At 56.7% G+C, this 17,939-nt stretch carries 15 protein-coding genes and 1 pseudogene; 6 read left to right on the top strand and 10 right to left on the bottom strand.

The window, feature by feature from the left end; genetic code table 11:
* Positions 1–6: 6 nt before the first annotated feature.
* The 9 genes from SLH47_RS20645 to SLH47_RS20605 all read right to left on the bottom strand — a co-directional run bounded on the left by SLH47_RS20645 (position 7) and on the right by SLH47_RS20605 (position 9,211).
* Positions 7–993, bottom strand: a complete 987-nt coding sequence (locus SLH47_RS20645; RefSeq protein WP_320242270.1) for an ABC transporter substrate-binding protein — start codon at positions 991–993, stop codon at positions 7–9.
* 17 nt (positions 994–1,010) lie between these two features.
* The gene (locus tag SLH47_RS20640) at positions 1,011–1,436 is read right to left on the bottom strand and encodes an EamA family transporter (protein WP_320242268.1); all 426 of its coding nucleotides are present in this window, start codon (positions 1,434–1,436) and stop codon (positions 1,011–1,013) included.
* An 11-nt stretch (positions 1,437–1,447) separates the two neighbouring features.
* A complete protein-coding gene (locus tag SLH47_RS20635) occupies positions 1,448–2,425 on the bottom strand; it encodes an ABC transporter substrate-binding protein (protein ID WP_320242267.1) in 978 nt (325 codons plus the stop codon).
* A 66-nt stretch (positions 2,426–2,491) separates the two neighbouring features.
* A complete protein-coding gene (locus SLH47_RS20630; RefSeq protein WP_320242265.1) occupies positions 2,492–3,490 on the bottom strand; it encodes an ABC transporter substrate-binding protein in 999 nt (332 codons plus the stop codon).
* A gap of 30 nt (positions 3,491–3,520) precedes the next feature.
* A complete protein-coding gene (locus tag SLH47_RS20625) occupies positions 3,521–4,486 on the bottom strand; it encodes an ABC transporter substrate-binding protein (protein ID WP_320242264.1) in 966 nt (321 codons plus the stop codon).
* 102 nt (positions 4,487–4,588) lie between these two features.
* On the bottom strand, positions 4,589–5,638 hold the full coding sequence (locus SLH47_RS20620) for an iron ABC transporter permease (protein ID WP_320242263.1): 1,050 nt from the start codon (positions 5,636–5,638) through the stop codon (positions 4,589–4,591).
* Positions 5,635–6,633: an iron ABC transporter permease gene (locus tag SLH47_RS20615; protein WP_320242262.1), complete on the bottom strand. Its 999-nt coding sequence runs from the start codon at positions 6,631–6,633 to the stop codon at positions 5,635–5,637. The genes SLH47_RS20620 and SLH47_RS20615 overlap by 4 nt, the downstream gene beginning before the upstream one ends.
* A complete protein-coding gene (locus SLH47_RS20610) occupies positions 6,630–7,460 on the bottom strand; it encodes an ABC transporter ATP-binding protein (protein WP_320242260.1) in 831 nt (276 codons plus the stop codon). Before SLH47_RS20610 ends, SLH47_RS20615 begins: the two co-directional genes overlap by 4 nt.
* Positions 7,460–9,211 (bottom strand): ABC transporter ATP-binding protein, encoded by a 1,752-nt coding sequence (locus tag SLH47_RS20605; RefSeq protein WP_320242258.1) that lies wholly within the window; start codon positions 9,209–9,211, stop codon positions 7,460–7,462. Before SLH47_RS20605 ends, SLH47_RS20610 begins: the two co-directional genes overlap by 1 nt.
* 419 nt (positions 9,212–9,630) lie before the next feature.
* Between SLH47_RS20605 and SLH47_RS20600 the strand changes: the two genes are divergently transcribed.
* The 4 genes and pseudogenes from SLH47_RS20600 to SLH47_RS20585 all read left to right on the top strand — a co-directional run bounded on the left by SLH47_RS20600 (position 9,631) and on the right by SLH47_RS20585 (position 13,899).
* Complete coding sequence (locus tag SLH47_RS20600) at positions 9,631–10,650, top strand: IS110 family transposase (RefSeq protein WP_320242256.1); 1,020 nt, start codon at positions 9,631–9,633, stop codon at positions 10,648–10,650.
* 306 nt (positions 10,651–10,956) lie between these two features.
* Complete coding sequence (locus SLH47_RS20595) at positions 10,957–11,991, top strand: IS110 family transposase (protein WP_320242253.1); 1,035 nt, start codon at positions 10,957–10,959, stop codon at positions 11,989–11,991.
* A gap of 457 nt (positions 11,992–12,448) precedes the next feature.
* Positions 12,449–13,377, top strand: a pseudogene (locus SLH47_RS20590) (IS5 family transposase).
* A 39-nt stretch (positions 13,378–13,416) separates the two neighbouring features.
* Positions 13,417–13,899: a TonB-dependent receptor gene (locus SLH47_RS20585; RefSeq protein ID WP_320242251.1), complete on the top strand. Its 483-nt coding sequence runs from the start codon at positions 13,417–13,419 to the stop codon at positions 13,897–13,899.
* Between the two features lie 49 nt (positions 13,900–13,948).
* On the opposite strand, the gene SLH47_RS20580 is transcribed toward SLH47_RS20585, so the two are convergent.
* Positions 13,949–14,479: a DUF2799 domain-containing protein gene (locus SLH47_RS20580; protein WP_320242249.1), complete on the bottom strand. Its 531-nt coding sequence runs from the start codon at positions 14,477–14,479 to the stop codon at positions 13,949–13,951.
* A 277-nt stretch (positions 14,480–14,756) separates the two neighbouring features.
* On the opposite strand from SLH47_RS20580, the gene SLH47_RS20575 reads away from it, so the two are divergent.
* On the top strand, positions 14,757–15,614 hold the full coding sequence (locus tag SLH47_RS20575) for an AraC family transcriptional regulator (protein ID WP_320242248.1): 858 nt from the start codon (positions 14,757–14,759) through the stop codon (positions 15,612–15,614).
* A 131-nt stretch (positions 15,615–15,745) separates the two neighbouring features.
* Positions 15,746–17,842: a TonB-dependent siderophore receptor gene (locus SLH47_RS20570; RefSeq protein WP_320242246.1), complete on the top strand. Its 2,097-nt coding sequence runs from the start codon at positions 15,746–15,748 to the stop codon at positions 17,840–17,842.
* Positions 17,843–17,939 lie beyond the last annotated feature (97 nt).

Below are 17,939 nucleotides of genomic sequence, written 5' to 3'. Positions count from 1 at the left end.
ATGTGATCACTCCGCCAGCCAATCGGCAAAGGGGTTGGGGTTTCCGGCGACCTCTGCGGTTGTCCCAAGAACATGTTCATAGGCGAAATCGACGACACGATGTGCGTAGACGATGTTTTCGCGGATAAACTGCTCTCCATCACCTTGGGGGCGAATGACGCGCCCTTCGGCGACGGCGGGCAAGGCCTGCCAAAGCGCGCTTTCCAGAAATGCCGCTTCAATCTCCGGCTCCCATCCGGTGAGAACGAACAAATGGTCCACATCCAACGTCTGCAACTTCTCTGTCGACATCGGATACCACCATGCATTGCGCAGCTCTGCGGAGGCTTCTGGTGACAGGATGTCGGGCCCAATTTGCAAGCCGGCATCCTGTAAGATCAATGCACCGAAATTGAGCGCAGTGAAGGTTTGAAGCGTGTCCCCGTCATCCATGGTGCGCACAATGGCAAAACTGCGGGGCATATCACCAAGATCCGCGTTCAGCCTGGCAATCCGCCCATCAAGCGCGTCCAGCATGGTCTGGCCTTCGTCCTCCTTGTCCAGCAGGAGCGCTATGAAGTGATGGAGGTCGCGCCAGGTCGTCTCATCTTCCCATGTCAGCGCGACCACGGGCGCGAGCTCGGCTGCCTTGGCGTTGTTGTCAATTTCCGTGAAAGACACGATCAGGTCAGGTGCGGCAAGAGTGAGCGTTTCGATGTCTGACTGCGGGTAGTAGCTGACATCAACCGGCGGCACATCCACCGTCTTGGTCATGCCCGGAAAGTTGCCGCGGAACGATTGGAAATACCAGTTATCAACCACGCTTTCGCCGCCCATCGCATAGGCTGCGATGATCTCTTCCATGGTAAAGGCGATGCGCTTTGGATCGGCGGGGATGCAGACGGGTGCGTCCAGCATATGGTGGTCAAGCAGCCGCTCCGCGCTTGCGCAATCGGCAAAAGCCGATACCGGGTTCAAGAGCAGTACACCAATTGTAGTGAGCGCATGTCTCATTGCAGTCTCCTTTCGTGTCATGCAGATCGGCTGACAAGCCACGCGCCTGTCGCGATACAAGCGACGCCGATCCAGTTTGTCAGGGATAGTTTTTCGCCCAGAAACACCGCAGCGAAGACGGCGACTAAGACGACCGAGAGCTTGTCGATGGGTGCGACTTGCGCGGCTTGGCCCAGTTGCAGCGCGCGGAAATAGGCCAGCCATGAGGCCCCTGTTGCCATCCCGGACAGGACAAGGAATGTCCACGTCCTGCCAGTGATCTGGGCCAGCCCCGTCCAGGCGCCCTGTGCTGCGACGATCAAGGCCGCAAAGCCCAAAATCACGCATGTGCGGATCAGCGTGGCAAGGTCGGGATGAACGCCCTCAACCCCCACCTTGCCAAAGATCGCTGTCAGCGCGGCAAAGACAGCCGCGAGCAGCGCCCAGATCAGCCAGCTTTCCATCTGTTCCACGCCTATTCCGGCATAGCGATACCAGGACGTCCGACAACATGACTGACCACATCATGGATCATCATGTCCATCGTCGTGAACGTCGTCGGAAAGGCGAAAGCACGTGGTAAAACCGCCATGCGTCCGGCGCGGCACGCGCTGAGAATGTCACACCCGCCCGGAAGGATGTTGTTGATCTCTGCCTGTTGATCAATCTTGCCGGGCACAGAAAGGCGATAGGTATCGAAAAGGAAATCGGCATCAACCTCTTGCAACCGTTCGGTTGATATTTCGCTACAAAATTCGTCAGTTTCCCGAACCTCAGCGCTGATGCCGATCATCGTGAAACCCAGATCGTCCAACACCCGGGACAGGCCGCCATATTGCCCACAGACGTAGAGAATGGCGTCGCCCGGCTCAAATTGCGGCAATTGATACGTGTAGTCATGATCACCCAGCCAATCCCTCGCCTGTGCGATCTGGTCTTCGTATCGGGCGCGCATGGTCTCAAACAATTCAAGCCGACCGGCGACATCGGCTAAGCGACGGTAGTATTCAAGTGGTTCGACCTCTCCGTGCGGTAGAAAGATTACTGGCGCGATCAGTTCCAGCTGATCGAGCTGCTCGCTTGCCCAGGTGCCGCCGATGATCAAGTCTGGCTGAAGTGCTGCCATCGCTTCAAAATCGGGCGTGCCGTATGTGCCCAGAAAAGCGAGGTCGTTCTGCGCCAGCCAAATTGGAAATACATCCCGCAAAGAGCGGAAAAATGGATTGCCGTCCGCATCAATCCGGCCATAGGAGCCAGTGAGATTTGCATCGAGCTCTACCAGGGGCAGGGCGATCACATGGTCGGCAAGCGCAACAATGCGTTGTGGGTCGACCGGAATTTCGACGGTGCGCCCTATTGCATCCGTGTAGCTGCGCATCTCCTGTGCCAGCGCTGGAAATGCGCTGAACAGAAGGGAAAAAGCAGCCGTAATCGGCCCTACAAGATGTCTCATCATGTCGTTCCTTTGGTGTGATGTTGGCTGGGTCGCGCGCCGGCGCTGCCTCGCGGTAGGTTTGTTTCAGAAATCGCCGAGATTTTGGACGCCTTCCGATAGAATCTCGTCGATCTGACGCAAAAGTTGGATTTCGGCCTGCACAAGGTGATAGGTCCACACATTGCTGTCGACGCGGATCACCTGATCAGCCTTGGCTGCGGCAGTGGCGCTAAGGACAGTTTCAAGCTGCCCGTCCAGCGGCTTATCGTCGTAGCGCCCAACGAAAATCAGATCGGCGGCGTAATCCGGGATGACCTCAAGCGAAATTTGCGCATAGCCAAAATTGTCATCAAACCCCAGGCCGACCTTTGTCGCCTCTGCCATCGCATTGGCGCGTTTGAGACCAAGGTCGGTCATCACGGCGTTGTAGGCGAAGGTCGGATACGTTTCCGCGTCATACATATGCGGCTGGAAATCATCGCCGGTGTCGATGAATGTCCATTCAAGCGTTGTGATGAGATCGCCATGGCGGGCCTTTACATCCGCCAGTTGTGCCTCATATGCAATAATTTGCGCGTTAAGTGCATCCGCCATGCCGACAAGTGATGCGATGGTGCGCTGCTTGCTGTAACGTTCGCCACTTGCATCACCGTAATCGCCGGAATTGTTCTGGCGTGGGTTATAGCCAAGTGTGGGGGCAAGCAGTGCCATCTTTTCGACTGCTTCAGGATCGTTCCACATGATAATCAGGTCGGGATCAGCCGCCGCGATGGTTTCGTGATCAGGATTGCTGGAGTCACCCAGGATCTGCGCGGTGCTAAGGTCACCGACATCACCCCCGATCCCTTCCAGTGTCTGGATCACCTCAGGATGATAGCCCCACATCAGTCCATAAGGCACATAGCCGATAGATGTGAGCATCGCAGCATGTTCTTCATTGCCGGCGATTACAACGCGCTGAGGGTCTGCTGGGATTTCGACAGTGCGGCCAAGGTCGTCAACGACGGTGCGCGTATCTTGCGCGAAAGAAGGTGCGGACAACGCCAGACAAATCAAAGCTCCAAGGATCAAGTGTTTATGCATGATCTGCTCCCTTTTCCTAGGTGCTCGGGGCTATTGGGCACGCAACAACTTGCTGGCGAAATGGGTGGCGATAATGTCCATGCCAGCATTGGCCGCCGCAAAGGTCGGCGCGCCGATGGTTTCCCAGGGATACAGGATGACATTGCCGTTCTGGCAGGCTGTTACGAAATCGCACCAGCCGGGCAGGACGCCATCCATATTCGTTAAGACCTCGCTTGGCGTGCGCCCAGGCTGTGACTGGTAGCTGATAAAGATGTAGTCGGCGTCGAAATCCTGCAGCCGTTCGGCGCTGATCTCCTCCCCCCAAGTGGACCCCGCATCGATCAGCGCTTGCGTGCCGGGGCTGGGCACAAAGCCCAGATCGCGTAGAACGAGCGTGAAATTGTAGGCGCCGGTGCTGGCCCAGAATGTCCCGTCACCCGGTCCGATCAGGGAATAGGTGGTGCCTTCAGGGATATCGAGAGAGGCTTTGAGCGTCGCAACCCGATCTTCGTAGATGCCCCGCCGATATTCGAAAACGTCTTCCTTGCCTGTCGCCCGTGCAATTGCCTGTTGGACGGCCCAAGGCTCTGGCGTTTCGAACACAAAGAAGGTTGGAGCGATCTGTTCGAACAGCTCGGCCTGTTCTTGTTGCCATTCAATCAGGATGATCAGGTCGGGGTCGAGCAGGGCGACCTTTTCCAGATCAAATTCCCACCAAACCGACACAGGCTCGATGCCGGATTCTGCAAAGCTGATACCGTAATTCACGTCCAGCCCGCGCATAAAATAGCTGCCGTCTTCCGCCACGCGAGCCTGCGCGCCAATGAAATCAACGCCAAAGTCAGCGAGCGGCATGCCTAGGGTGTTGTCATCGCCCGAGATGATGCGCTGCGGGTTTAGAGGCACTTCAACCGTCCGCCCCAAATCATCCACCACAATGCGTGTGTCCTGCGCGGGCGCAATGCTGGCAATCAAGGCGACTGCACCGCCTAGAAGCAAGGCAAGCGTTTTCATTGTCACGTCCTTTCCGTGATGTGAAAGCTGGGTCGCGCTGGACGCGCTGCCTTGCGGATTGGCTACAGGGCGCCCCGTTTCGGGGTCTGTCTTATTGGCGCGTCAGAGCTGGCTGCGCGCTTGCGTCCGCAGGATCAGGAACACGAGGACCGGCACGCCGATGATGGCGGTGACCAGACCTGCGGGGATTTGGATCGGGGCAAACGCGGCGCGACCCGCGAAGTCGGCGAGACCGACCATGAGCGCACCGGTGAGGGCGGTGAGGACAAGGTGCAGACCGACGCCAGAATGGGCGAGCCTGCGGGCAAGATGCGGGGCGACGAGACCGACAAAGCCCAGCGGACCAACAGCGGCAACGGCCGTTGCAGCCAGGCTGACGGCGAGGATCACAAGGCCCCAGCGGGCAACGCGGACCCGAATGCCAAGGCCAGTGGCCACATCCTCGCCGAACCGGATCGCTGACAAAGGACGTGCCGCGAAAAAGAGGGCCGGCATGACGATGCAAGCCGTCGCCGTGAGCCAGCGCACCTCGTCCCAGCCGACGGAGTGGACAGACCCTGCAAGCCAGCCAAGGGCTGACATCGCCCGGTCGATATCGCCATAGGTGAGCAATGCTTGTGTGAAGGATGAGATCAGTGCGGCGACACCGATCCCCATCAGGATGAAGCGCAACGTCTCTCCGCCACGATGCGATGATGCCGCTGCAAGGATGATCGCGGCGACGGTCAGCGATCCACCAAAGGCGAGCATCGGGCGCCAGAAATAGCCCATTGTCGGTGCGAGGATGGTAACCGACACGACAACCAGAGCGGCCCCTTGACTGACGCCGACAAGGCTCGGGTCAGCCAACGGGTTGCGGGTGACATATTGCAGGGCCGCCCCCGACAGGGCGAGGAATGCGCCGACGATGAACGCGACAAGTGTACGCGGAAAGCGGAATTCCCACACCACCGTTGATGCCGTATCAGAGGGTGGGTCGCCAAAGAGCGTTGCCCAGACTTCTGCACTGGTCATTGGGTAGCTGCCGGTCATCAGACTCCAGGTCAGCACGCCGACAATGGCCAACGCCAACCCACAACTCACCATCAGCGCCTTCATCGGAACCTGCAGAGCGACGCGCCCGCCGAACCCTTCCAGCGTGGTCATGCTCATAGCTTTGTCCTTACCAGCCAGATGAACATTGGTGCGCCGAGCATTGTGGTCACAATGCCGGTTGAGATTTCGATGGGGGCGAGGACCACGCGCGCTGCGATATCGACGACGACGACATAGCCCGCGCCCACGATGGCCGAGAAGGGGACGATCAGCCGGTAGTCGGAGCCGACAAAGAGCCGCACGACATGTGGGATGACGAGCCCAACAAACCCCAGCGGACCGGCGACAGACACGGCGGCAGCCGTCAGGACGACTACCGCCGCGAGCGAGATGAACTTGATCTTCACTGTATCAACACCGAGGCCCGCGGCGGTCTCTTCGCCCATCGCGAGCGCTGTGACCTGCCGCGCGATCACCATTGCGGCGACCAAGCCGGTGATGAACCAGGGTAAGGCCCAGAGATAGGTCTCCATATCGCGTCCGGCGAGAGAGCCGGAAAGCCAGACCCGGAAGTTGCGGAAGGCATCTTCGTTGAGCAAGATCGCCGCGCTCTCGATGGCGTAAAGGAAACCGCCAACAGCGGCACCTGACAGGATCAGTGTCAGCGGTGTCGCGCCCCCGGGAGCCGCGCTTGCGATGGTCCAGACCAACACCGCGCCGATCAACGCGCCAATTGCAGCGAAGAGCGGGACATAAGCCGTGCCCGCAAGCCCGAACCAGCCAATCCCGATGATCACCGCAAAGGTCGCCCCCGCCATTAAGCCTAGAATGCCCGGTTCCGCCAGTGGATTGCGGGTGACGCCTTGCATCAGCGCCCCGGCCACGGACAAGGCTGCGCCGACACTAATCGCAAAGATCGCGCGAGGCATGCGCAGATCGCGGACGACAACATGGTCGAATACCCCGTCTTCCGGTGCCACCAGCGCCTGCCAGACGGTGCCAAGCGGAATCGCTTTCGCGCCGACCGAGATGTGCCAGAGAAACGCAAAGAGCACACCTGCAATGCAAAGCCAGAACCCAGTGGCGGCAAATATGGTGCGGGTTGCGTTCATTCGGCGGCGCTCCGCAATGGAACGACCTGCTCGGACGTGCGCGGCAGGCAGACCGGGCGCCCTGTGGCCGGGTCTGCGATCACATCAGAGCGCAAATCGAAGACGGCGCGCAGTTCTTCCGGCTTGATCACCTGCGCGCCGCTGCCCTCTGCCACGATCTGCCCGTCCCGCATCATTACGATCCGGTCGGCGAAGGCGGCAGCGAGGTTCAACTCGTGCAGGACCAGCACCATGGTGCGGCCATCCTCGTGCACAATGCGGGACAAGAGCGCCATCAGATCAACCTGCACTTTGAGGTCGAGGAACGTCGTGGGCTCATCCAGCAGCAAAAGCGGCGTATCCTGTGCCAGCACCATTGCAAGCCAACATCGCTGCCGCTGTCCGCCGGACAGGGATTGCACTGGGCGTTCTGCGAAGTCCTCCAGATCGGTCAGGCGCATCGCCCGTTCGACGGCCTCCCGATCTCCCGGAGACCATTGGCGGAACAGGGTCTGGTGCGGAAAGCGGCCTTGCGCAACGAGTTCCGTGACGGTTAGGCCTTCGGGTGCCACGGGCCCTTGCGGCAAGATGGCCAGCCGCGTTGCAACATCGCGCGTGGCATAGGACGTGATGGGCTGGCCTTCCAGCGTCACATGGCCTGATTTAGGCTTCAGGATGCGGGCAAAAGCCTTGAGCAGCGTCGATTTTCCGCAACCATTGGGGCCAACCAGCGCGGTGATCTGGCCAGCGGCAATGTCCAGATCAATGTTTTTCAGTATAGTTGTATCGCCATAGCCTACTGACAACCCATTGGCCGTCAGTGGTGATGCTGGGAACTCACTGGTCATTACGCGGCACTCTCCTGTGCTTGCAAAAGCCGGGCATAGACCCCTGCCTCGTGTGCGATCTGGTCATGCGCGCCCAGTTGGATCAGCCTGCCGTTTTCGAGAACCGCGATCCTGTCCGCCCGGCGGATGGTGGAAAGACGATGGGCGATAACAATTGCGGTGCGCCCGGCAAGAAGTTGATCCAGATTGTCCTGAATGGCCGCCTCGGTTTCCGTGTCGACAGCGCTGGTCGCCTCGTCGAGGATCAGGATCGGCGCATTTTTCAAAAGGGCGCGGGCAATAGAAATCCGCTGTTTCTGCCCACCAGACAGGCGAATGCCCCGTTCGCCCACAAGCGTTTCATATCCCTTGGGCAGATCGGTGATAAAGGCGTGCGCGCCAGCAGCCTTAGCTGCTGCCATGACTGCATCTTCATCCGCGTTCTGGCGTCCGAAACGGATGTTCTCCCGGATCGTGCCGTTGAAGAGGAAGACATCCTGCAAGACCATTGACGTGGCACCCCTGAGGTCTGCTAAGCGCAAGTCGCGCAAGTCGATCCCATCAAGCGTGATCTTGCCCTCCGTCACGTCGTAGAACCGCGCGATCAAGTGGGCGAGCGTGGACTTGCCAGCGCCCGTTGCACCGATCACCGCAAGTGTTTCGCCGGGTTGGATCGTCAGCGACACGTCTTGCAGCACAGGCATATCTGTGCGGTAAGCAAAGCTGACATCCTTCAGCGCAATTTTCCCCTGCAAGGGCAAAGGCAAGGCAGTGGGCGTGACGGGGTCAGCGACGTCCGGCTGCGTGTCCAGCAAATCATTAACGCGCTTGAGGCCTGACAACCCCCGCTGCACCGCCTCAGTTGCTTGAACCACCGTGAAAAGCGGCTGATAGAGCGTCACGATGTAAAGGATGAAGGCAACAAGGTCAGCCACTGCGATCTGACCCGCCAAGGCCATGCGCCCGCCGACCAGCACCACCAACGCAGTCGAGACACCGATGGCCCCTTCAACTGCTGGATCAAAAGGGGCAATCAGCGTCCGTGACCGGATCTGCCGCCGCGCCAGAAAGTCCGATTTGCGCTGAAATCGCTGCCGCGTCTGCGCCTCTTGATTGAAGATCTGGATCTCGCGGATGCCGCTGACGTGATCCTGGACCAACGCCGCCAATTGTCCTTCGCGATCCGCCTCGTTGTCAAATGATGGGATAGCCTTGCGTCCAACATAAGCCATGATGGCCAGCGAGAAGGGTAGGGGGATCAGAGCAAGAAACGTCAGAAGCGGTGAGAGGTTGAAAAGGATGATCAGGATGCCCAAGGACAGGATCATTGATACGACAAACCCATAGACGGCATCGGCAATGACCGGTTCCAGCTTCAGTGTATCGTCAATCACGCGCTTGGTGATATCGCCCGATTTGCGTGCAGCAAACCAACTCGGCGACAGCCGTTGCAGATGCGCATAGACCGCATCGCGCAGATCGCGGCACGTGTTGAAAGCGACAACATGTGAATAGTGAAACACCGCCGCCTCAGCCGTGCTGCGCCCAACATATATGATAATCAATAAAGCGGCGATCAGCGTCAGATGAGCGATTGCGCCATCGGCACCGGTTTCGATAACCAGCACGATCTCGCGCACCATCCACGGGGCCAGCAACCCAGTTGCTGTCACCGCGAGGATGGCGAGCGCAACAACCGCCATCGTTCCCTTGTAGGGCAGCATGAATGTGATCAGCCGATGCATATCCCCAAACCCAAAAGGTGCCGTCACGCGCGGCGTTCGCTGAGCTTTGTGGCTTGGAAGAAACCAATTCCGGCGAATCCTCCATGGCTAATTCCTGACTGTAATAGTCAGATTATTGGAAGGCAATCGGGTACGTCCAGCTGGGCGGAAAGCAGTCATGCAACAATGACTGCTGCCAGCATATGCCAGATGCTAGAACTGCTGCATGATAGCATGTGATGGTCACTCGCTTGGTTAAAAGCGTGGCGAAGGGGACCGAAGACTCCTAGCTCAATCATTGTAATTTTGTGCTGCGCGCACGCAGCGGGGAAAGTCGCCGAACGGGCGCGGCATTGGGTGCTGCGGCGCGGCTTAAAAGACCTGATGGGGTGGATGGCTCCTGCTCCAACCGGCGTCGCAATGCGCCATAGTGCAGTTGTCATGACTGCTATGAGAGGAGCCACCCAATGCAGGTTACAACGATTGGCATAGATCTCGCCAAGAACATCTTTCAGGTCCATGGCATCGCTGAAAATGGCGATGTTGTTTTCAATCGCGCGATAAGGCGGGCGCAGCTTTTGGCTTTCTTTGAAGACCTTCCTGCTTGCCTGGTAGGAATGGAAGCTTGCAGTTCGAGCCACTATTGGGCGCGCCAATTGAGCGCTCTCGGGCATGATGTCCGTTTGATCCCGGCCAATTACGTGAAGCCTTACGTCAAGCGCGGCAAATCTGATGCCGCCGATGCCGAAGCCATCTGCGAAGCCGTGACACGCCCGACCATGCGATTTGTCGCGATCAAAACGGAAGAGCAACAAAGCGTCCTGTTCCTTCATCGCGCGCGTGATCTCATCGTTCGCCAGCGTACTCAGGTCAGCAATATGTTGCGTGGTCTGCTTGCCGAGTTCGGAATTGCAATTGCCCAAGGAATTGGCAGCGCAGTGAAATTTGCAAAGGATGTGTTGGACAAAGACCCACCAGAAATTCCCGAAGTTGCAGTCGATGTGCTGACGAATTTGAGCAATCAGCTCGTGGCTTTGCACTTGCGGATCCGTTGGTACGAAATGCGTATGCGCCTTCAGGCAAAACAGGACCCGCGCGTGATGTTGCTTCGGACGATACCGGGCGTCGGTCCGGTGACAGCTTCAGCCATAGCAGCAACGATCGGCGACGCGCGCCAGTTCAAGAACGGTCGCGAGTTCGCAGCTTGGCTTGGCCTGACACCGCTCAACCGATCCAGCGGTGGCAAAGAGAGGTTGGGCAGGATCTCGAAGATGGGTGATCGATACCTTCGACGCCTCCTAGTCACCGGAATGACGGCTCGGCTGCGACAGATGAAGGTGAATCCAGACCGTGTCGACCCATGGGCCATCGGACTGCTTGAGCGCAAGCCGACCAGGCTCGCGACCGTCGCGATGGCCAACAAAACCGCACGGATCATATGGGCCGTCTTGACGAGGAACGAATACTACCGCCCACACTACGCCTGAAGAAAAGGAGCAGATAACACCGAGACAGCAAGACCAACGAGTTGATGGCGCACAGTCAGCCCGCCAACCAAGACACCCCGTCGAATGTCCAGGACACAACGTTGTCCGCGAACCTGTATGGGACTTGGTCTGCGGAAACCATCAGGGCCAGCGGCCGCATGTGCCGCGCAAACAGGCCGGACACATGTCTGCTTCTGACCAGTGCGAACCCATTCAAAAACGTCTTGCTATGCAGGAGCCAATGGTATGGACCCCGCCACCCTCAGGCGGCAACGATTGCGCATTTGCAAAGCAAGGAGACATATCATGGAAATTGTGCGGATTGGTTTGGATTTGGCGAAGACAGTCTTCGAGGTTCACGGCGTGAATGCAAAGGATGAAGTGGTTCTGAAAAAGACGCTGCGACGCGATGCTGTCACCCAGTACTTCGCGCATTTGCCGCCATGCATAGTTGGAATGGAAGCCTGCAGTGGATCGCACTACTGGGCAAAGGTCTTTGCAGATCTTGGTCATGAAGTTCGCCTGATCTCACCGCAGTTTGTGACCCCATACGTCAAATCCAACAAGAATGACCGCAACGATGCCGAAGCGATCTGCGAAGCCATCGGTCGACCATCAATGCGCTTTGTACCGGTCAAGTCCGCGGAACAGCTTGAGATCCAGGCCGTTCATCGTATCCGTCAAAGATTGGTGTCAGATCGAACCAGGTTGGTGAACCAAATCCGGGGGCTGTTGGCTGAGCATGGCCTCGTCGTTGCCCGAGACATCTCAAGGATCCGGAGTACATTGTCGCAGATTGCCGACGGTGTTGATCACATGCTGGGCGTGATGCTCGTCGAATTGGTCTGTGACGTGCACGAAGAACTCAATGAATTGGATCAGCGCATTGCAACTTACACAAAGCGGATCCGAGACCTCTTTCGGTCCAACGAGATGTGTCAACGTATTGGTAGGATTGACGGGATCGGGCCAATTACGGCCACGGCGCTGGTTGCCGCTGTTGGTGACCGGACATGCTTCAAGAACGGACGTCAATTTGCAGCCTGGCTTGGACTTGTTCCCAAACAGCGATCCAGCGGTGGTAAATCCCGCCTCTTCGGGATCAGCAAACGTGGGGACCGATACTTACGCACCCTGTTGATCCATGGCGCTCGTGCAGTTCTTCAGAAAGCAGCTGGCAAAACAGATACGAGAAGTTTGTGGATCGAACGGATGCGCGATCGACGGCACCCCAATGTGGTCGCTGTCGCGCTTGCCAACAAGAACGCCAGGATCGTCTGGGCCGTCTTGTCAGGTCGCACTGGGTATCAACCGGCGTTCACGGGTCAACGGGAGGCTTAAAAAACAAGCGGACTACCTGAATATTGCAGCAAATTGGCATGGGATGGTGACAACGACACGAACCGTTGCTTCTTGAACCTGATGTGTGGATCGGCACAGCAACGCTGATGCCTTGGAGCCAATGAGGGAGAAGCAAGCGGAAATCCATTGGGGCTTGCGGTGACAATACATTGGGCCGCTCACAGAAGCCGGATATACGTCAGCAATCGTGATCCTGAACCAGACCAAACAAATCGTTGCAATAAGGTGGGGTCCATATAAATCCACACAAGACATTCCTGTATGCCGCAGCGGACTGAACGGTGTGGAGGTAATGGTCGCGGACGAAACGGGCTTAGCGCTGTAACTACACTATTTGCCGCTTCTGGTTAGAGCAGAGGTAGCTGATGAATTGGCTTTGTTGCACAAATCGCCTGATGGGATTCATCTCGCGAATCCAGCATGATAGCCAGAGGCCATGAGCAGTTGGTCCCCTACAAAGTATAAGACGACGAACTGGTCGGCTTACAATGACAGCCTGAAGCGACGCGGATCGCTTGAGCTTTGGTTTGATCCTGAGATGATTTGGGTGCCTCCACCGAGCGGCAATCGTGGTCGTCAGCAGCGTTTCAGCGATGCTACGATCCAGGCCTGCCTTACCCTGAAGGTTTTGTTCGGGATGCCGCTCAGGCAAACGACCGGGTTCGTGCAGAGCCTGCTTCGGCTTGTTGGTCTGGATTGATCGGTGCCGGATTTCAGCACCCTATGCCGCCGCCAGAAAACCCTGAATGTGAGCCTGCCCTATCGTGGCACCGGTCCACTGAACCTTCTGATCGATAGCACGGGCATCAAAGCCGAGGGTGAAGGCGAATGGAACGCTCGCAAGCATGGCGGCCCCAAACGCCGGATTTGGCGCAAGATACACATAGGAATCGACGAGGAAACGCTGGAAGTGCGAGCGATCGAGGTCACGACGAGCAATGTCGGTGATGCCCCATGCTGCCGGAATTACTCGACCAAATTCCGCCTGATCAGACCATCGGGTCAGTGACCGCCGACGGAGCCTATGATAAGCGCAAATGCCACGACGCAATTGCTGCCAGTAATGCCCATGCGGTCATCCCTCCGCGCAAGAATGCAAAACCTTGGAAACCCACCAGCGCAGGAGCCATCGCCCGAAACGAGGCAGTGAATACTTCGCGATATCTGGGCCGTGCCATCTGGCGACGGTGGAGCGGATATCACCGACGAAGCCGTGCCGAAACCAAGATGCATTGTGTGAAGTTGCTGGGGCAAAGCCTAATGGCACGGGACTTCGACAGGCAGGTCGCGGAAATCCAAATCCGTGTTGCCGTCCTCAACAAGTACACAGCGCTCGGCATACAGGTTACTGAGGCCGTAGGCTAAATCCGTCCGGGGAAAGGGGAAGTACGCTCATGCCCCAATTTGTGCAACAAAGCCGGTCGTTCTGAGACGTTCGGTGGTGAGTTGGCGATTGAAGGCGATGTCAGCGAAGCGTTGTCGCTTTTTGGTGCGGTGGCCGTTGTAGAGACCGAGTTCAAAGAGTTCGAGGATGCTGATGGGAATGCTTTTCCTTTTGCCAGTCCACTGACAGTATCGCTTGGTGGGCGCTATGCAATTACGCCGGAATGGTCCATTGCTGTTGATGCGTCTTACACTGCAGCCGCCTTTCAAGACGTCGAAAACTCCATTGAGGATGACAGCCGGTGGCTCTTGAACGCTGAACTGACATATGAAAACGAAGACGGCTTACTTGTCTGGGTCTACGGCCGCAACCTTCTAGACGAAACCTACGCTGACTTCCGCAGCGAGTTTGTCGATCAGTTTGGTGTGTCACCGGGTTTCGACAACATCGTCCGCATTGGCGAACCCTGCACGCTGGGGGCGTTTGTGCAAAAGACATTCTGAAATGCTCATCAGGTGATATATGCCTCAGCGCGAAAAGAATGGACTCATATTATGAAACAAGCATAAGCAAAAGAAGCCTGCGGTCCTCTAGCCGGTCGATGCGGCCGTCAATGTCACGAATATCTCGCCTTATCTGACGGCGGGTGTCTTCGTCGATTTCGGTGCTATCACGCTGCGTTTCGAGTGCATCTCTGTCTTGTTCCAAGTCCTTGATCTGCTGCAAAAGACGGTGATCTCTCAACCCGATCAAGTGGGGTTGCCGCATAAGCGACAGTTCGGCCGAGGGACAGGCAGGCGATAGCTCTTCACCGCGTTGGCCCACACTGAAAGCGTTACGCGGTGTGCAATAGTTGCGCAAACCTGCATTGTAGCCCTCAAGCGCGCGATCCGCGCGAGGCAAGGTCGCGCTACCATCGCAGAGAGCTGCCTCACGGGTGATGACGAGGGAAGATTTTCCTTCAAGCCCGGCATTATAACCAAAATCGTACCAATTGATGTTGCCGCAGTGAAAATCGGTTAACTCTGCGCAGGCGCTCAAGAGTGTAAAGAAAACGGGGATCAAAATGAGACGCAGGTGCATGGAATCTCTCAGTTTGTTGAATGTAAACCTCTCGGTCTGTCTGTCTCCTCAGCTTAGGTTAAGCAAAGACGCTTCTGTGTTATCGGATGACAGTAAGTCAATCTTGCCTATTTCACGCAAGGGTTGAATTGATGGACCTCCGGGCACGTAAGGATGGCCGACGCACGCTTCAACCATGCGCGCGCAGTTGACTTCAGTTTTCCAAGGGTTAACGTTTCGTAGCCAGCAAGACAGTGCAGCCAAAAACAAGAGGTGTGCGGTGTCTTTTCATCCAAAAATGTATGCTAGAACGCAAGGTTTCGTCCCGCTGGATGAACTGCGTTTTCTGTCGCTCGACAATATGGTTATCGACTATTGGAAGGTGCGTAGTCAGAGAGGTGCGCATGGCACATACGCATCGCTGCATCCACGCCTGACATTGCTGTTTGGTGACGTCAGTTTAGCGTTTTCGGCGCCGTCATGGGTCGATGAGACTTCCTGTGCTGCATGCTATGTGCCCGCAGGTTTGCACTTGAACGGTGCGATGAAAATCGCTGCAAACTTTCAGCATCTCGATATCCATATCCATCGCGATTACCTCGCCAAACGCGTCGATAAGTCAGTAGATTTGCAAAAACCTGCATTCCTGTCGAAGACTGCCCAGATCACTCATCTCGGACTGCTTCTTGCGCAGGAATGTGAGCAACGGACCAGAAATGATACGCATCTTCGCGCGCTTGTTGATGCGCTGATGTTGGAGGTGTTTCATCTGCGCGATGCGGCTTTCGCCGGACCGATTGATCAGGGTTGGCTCGAACGGACAAAATCGTACATCAATGCAAATCTTGGACAACACATCACTGTCGATGATCTTGCCAACTGCGCAAGGCTATCGCGGACGCAGTTCAACCAGAGATTTCGGGCGGAAACAGGGTGTTCCCCTTACCAATGGGTCAAGCGTCGCCGTATCCGTGAGGCACAGCGCATGATGGTGACAGGCCATGCCCTTGTCGAAATCGCCGATGTGATGGGGTTTTCTGATCAAGCACATTTCAACCGAACGTTTAAGTCGGTGACGGGCACAGTGCCGAGCCGTTGGATTATCGGACAGATGCCAGCAGCGATTGGGCCGAACGTTCAAGACAACAAGGACTGACCGCGATTATCAGCGGCCCGAAAATGCTGGGTTCATTGATGGGACCCTCGCGTATTTTTGGGGATGGTATGGTGAAAACGATCAGTATTTCGCGCATTTCAACGCGCGCTCTCGCCGCAATGATGCTTTTGATGTCGACAAGCCCTCTGGCTTTGGCGCAACCAGACGAAGATTTTGTCGACCTTGGCACGCTTGTTCTTAGAAACCAAGAGGATGCGACCGGACCGGTTGATGGCGACAGAAACCCGCCCACAACTACTGGGTCAAAGGTGCCTTTACGACTGAACGAGATCCCGCAATCTGTTTTGGTTCTTGGCCGAGAGGATCTTGATCGCTTTAACGCCACGCGGGTATCTGAGGCGTTGAGGTATACCGCTGGTGTCACCACAGACGTGTTTGGCAATGACACAGACTATGATTGGCTGCGGATTCGCGGTTTCCAGGCCGACCAGACCGGCATCTATCTCGACAATGCGCAAAACCTGGCATTTGCTTTTGGGTCGTTTTACATTGATCCTTACACTTTGGAGCGGATCGAGGTGCTGCGCGGTCCATCCTCGGCCCTCTATGGTGGTTCCAACCCGGGCGGCATTGTCAACTATGTCTCAAAGCGGCCCGGCGAACGGGTGCGCGAACTGACTTTCGGCATCAATGATGCGACAGCGGCATGGGTTGAATTGGATTATGGTGATGCGTTGGAAAACGGCAGCGCCTATCGCGTCACAGGTCGGATCGAAGGCGGCGACAAATACGATCAGTTCAACAATGGTGTGCGCGGGACGCTGGCACCGTCCTTAAAGTTCGCGACAGTGGGCGGGACTGAGGTGACACTTCTTGCAAATTTGCATATCGCTGATGAACAGCACAATGGCTCAACATTCCTGCCCTATTTTGGTACCGTTGAGCCAACTGATGAATACGGTGTCATCGATCCAGATGTGAACTTTTCTGATCCCGATTGGGACGTTTATGAACGTAATCAGCTGTCGCTGTCCTCGATTATTGAGCGTAGTTTTGACAATGGCGTGACCTTTACCGGCATTGGGCGCGTCGGTTTTGCAAGCGTTGAAGAGCGGTACTACTACCCCAACGGTTATCCGCCCGGCTTTCCAGCGAGCCCAACACCAACTGACCCGGATGGCACCCTGAATCTTGTCGCATTTGAACACGACACCGAAGTCCGCACGGCCCAGGTGGATCTGCGCTTTTACGGCGAAGTTGATGCAGGCGCCGTTACGCATGATCTGCTCTTCGGGTTGGATGCGCGACGCTATGAACTGGACGAAACTCAAGCCGCCGGTGGCACGACAACGCTGCCGGTCGACCCGGTCGCGCCGGGTGAGCCGACCCTATTTCCGCCCTATCGTGACGGTATCACAGAGCAAGAGCAGGTTGGTCTTTATGCGCAAGACCAGATCAATTGGGGGCAAGGTTGGATCGCAACGCTCAATCTGCGCCATGATTGGGTTGAAAGCGATCAGTCCGTACGCTCGGGCTTTGGGTCCGCATTCAGCCGGTCTGATGATGAAACATCATGGCGGGCGGCACTTGCATATGAAGCAGAAAGTGGGTTGACGCCCTATGTTTCCGTCAGCAGTTCGTTTGATGCACGGATCCTGTCAGAAGCCGATGGTGTGACAGAGCCAGAGACGGCAGAGCAGATTGAGGCCGGACTTAAATGGGCGCCGGAGGATGATAATTTTTCTATCACGGCATCCGCTTACCAGATCAACCGCGAAAATGTCGTGGTCGGAACCTTCGCGCCATTCAACCAATTGGGCGAAGTGCGCTCGCGCGGCGTTGAACTTGAAGGCGTTTACGATTTTCAGAACGGTTTGACGTTGGCCGGTGCGGCGAGTCTCATCGATCAGGAGGTTACAGAGGACCAAAATCCCGATTTGATCGGTACGACACCGACACTTGTGCCGGAACGCGAAATCTCTGCCCGGATGGATTATGCGTTCGCAGACGGGCTGGACGGCCTCACCCTTGGTGCAGGTGTGCGGCACCGCGGTACCAGCTTTGCGGATGAGGCAAATACGCTCGAAGTGCCAAGCTCAACCATCTATGATCTTTACGGTGGCTATGCGTTTAACGAGTTCATATCTGCAAATTTAGTCGTGTGGAACGTCTCTGACGAGGTCTACGTGACGGGATGCCAATCTGTCTTTGTCTGCTCCTATGGCAGCGGCCGCGAGGTAAGTTTAACCCTGACCTCACGTTGGTAGGGTTGGTTGTGGCGCTCTACGAATGCGTCAAAAACATAACGCGAATGCTTATACTTTGTGCGCCACCGTTGGTTTTGGGCGCGTTGAAAACCGTTTG

It is taken from the genome of Cognatiyoonia sp. IB215182 (assembly GCF_033963905.1).
Lineage (GTDB): Bacteria > Pseudomonadota > Alphaproteobacteria > Rhodobacterales > Rhodobacteraceae > Yoonia.
This window is presented reverse-complemented; position numbering and strand designations above follow the sequence as displayed.

Bases quoted from the DNA above. Each gene is read 5' to 3' on its own strand.
- SLH47_RS20635 (WP_320242267.1), bottom strand. From the start codon at position 2,425: ATGAGACATCTTGTAGGGCCGATTACGGCTGCTTTTTCCCTTCTGTTC.
- SLH47_RS20615 (WP_320242262.1), bottom strand. From the start codon at position 6,633: ATGAACGCAACCCGCACCATATTTGCCGCCACTGGGTTCTGGCTTTGC.
- SLH47_RS20595 (WP_320242253.1), top strand. From the start codon at position 10,957: ATGGAAATTGTGCGGATTGGTTTGGATTTGGCGAAGACAGTCTTCGAG.
- SLH47_RS20575 (WP_320242248.1), top strand. From the start codon at position 14,757: ATGTATGCTAGAACGCAAGGTTTCGTCCCGCTGGATGAACTGCGTTTT.
- SLH47_RS20645 (WP_320242270.1), bottom strand. From the start codon at position 993: ATGAGACATGCGCTCACTACAATTGGTGTACTGCTCTTGAACCCGGTA.
- SLH47_RS20625 (WP_320242264.1), bottom strand. From the start codon at position 4,486: ATGAAAACGCTTGCCTTGCTTCTAGGCGGTGCAGTCGCCTTGATTGCC.
- SLH47_RS20610 (WP_320242260.1), bottom strand. From the start codon at position 7,460: ATGACCAGTGAGTTCCCAGCATCACCACTGACGGCCAATGGGTTGTCA.
- SLH47_RS20580 (WP_320242249.1), bottom strand. From the start codon at position 14,479: ATGCACCTGCGTCTCATTTTGATCCCCGTTTTCTTTACACTCTTGAGC.
- SLH47_RS20620 (WP_320242263.1), bottom strand. From the start codon at position 5,638: ATGAGCATGACCACGCTGGAAGGGTTCGGCGGGCGCGTCGCTCTGCAG.
- SLH47_RS20570 (WP_320242246.1), top strand. From the start codon at position 15,746: ATGTCGACAAGCCCTCTGGCTTTGGCGCAACCAGACGAAGATTTTGTC.
- SLH47_RS20630 (WP_320242265.1), bottom strand. From the start codon at position 3,490: ATGCATAAACACTTGATCCTTGGAGCTTTGATTTGTCTGGCGTTGTCC.
- SLH47_RS20640 (WP_320242268.1), bottom strand. From the start codon at position 1,436: ATGGAAAGCTGGCTGATCTGGGCGCTGCTCGCGGCTGTCTTTGCCGCG.
- SLH47_RS20600 (WP_320242256.1), top strand. From the start codon at position 9,631: ATGCAGGTTACAACGATTGGCATAGATCTCGCCAAGAACATCTTTCAG.